The following is a 392-nucleotide window of genomic DNA, read 5'->3' as shown; positions in this document are numbered from 1 at the left end:
CCTCCTGCACACAGCGCCACCAGGTACCCCGCACGCGGCCCGTGTGCATCCACCCCGTAGCCGGAGATCGCGGCGCCCAGCGCCACGCCCACGTTCAGCGCCGCCAGCAGCCAGGTCATGCCCTCGGTGAGCTGGCGCGGCGGCACCTGCTGCTCGGTCAACGACATCGCCACGATCATGGTCGGGGCGAAGAACGCGCCCGCCACGAACACCGTCGCGGCGAGTGCGCCGATGGTTCCCACCAGCAGCAGCGGCAACGTGGTCACCGCAGTCGCGATCCCGCCCAGCAGCAGCAGGCGGCGCAGGGGCGTCTGCAGGGTGAGCGCACCGAACAGCACGCCGGACAGGCAGGAGCCGGCGGCATACGCGCACAGCACGATGCTGGCGGCAGC

Annotated in this window: 1 protein-coding gene; it reads right to left on the bottom strand. The window is 72.2% G+C overall.

Annotation, left to right across the window (positions count from 1 at the left end):
- Positions 1 to 392: MFS transporter (locus tag ACLFKU_RS44345; protein WP_410853469.1), on the bottom strand; the 392-nt coding region annotated here is incomplete at both ends.

It is taken from the genome of Paraburkholderia sp. EG304 (assembly GCF_046543485.1).
GTDB classification, from domain to species: Bacteria; Pseudomonadota; Gammaproteobacteria; order Burkholderiales; family Burkholderiaceae; genus Paraburkholderia; species Paraburkholderia youngii.
Note: the sequence above shows the minus strand (reverse complement) of the source record. Positions and strands in the feature narration are given on the sequence as shown.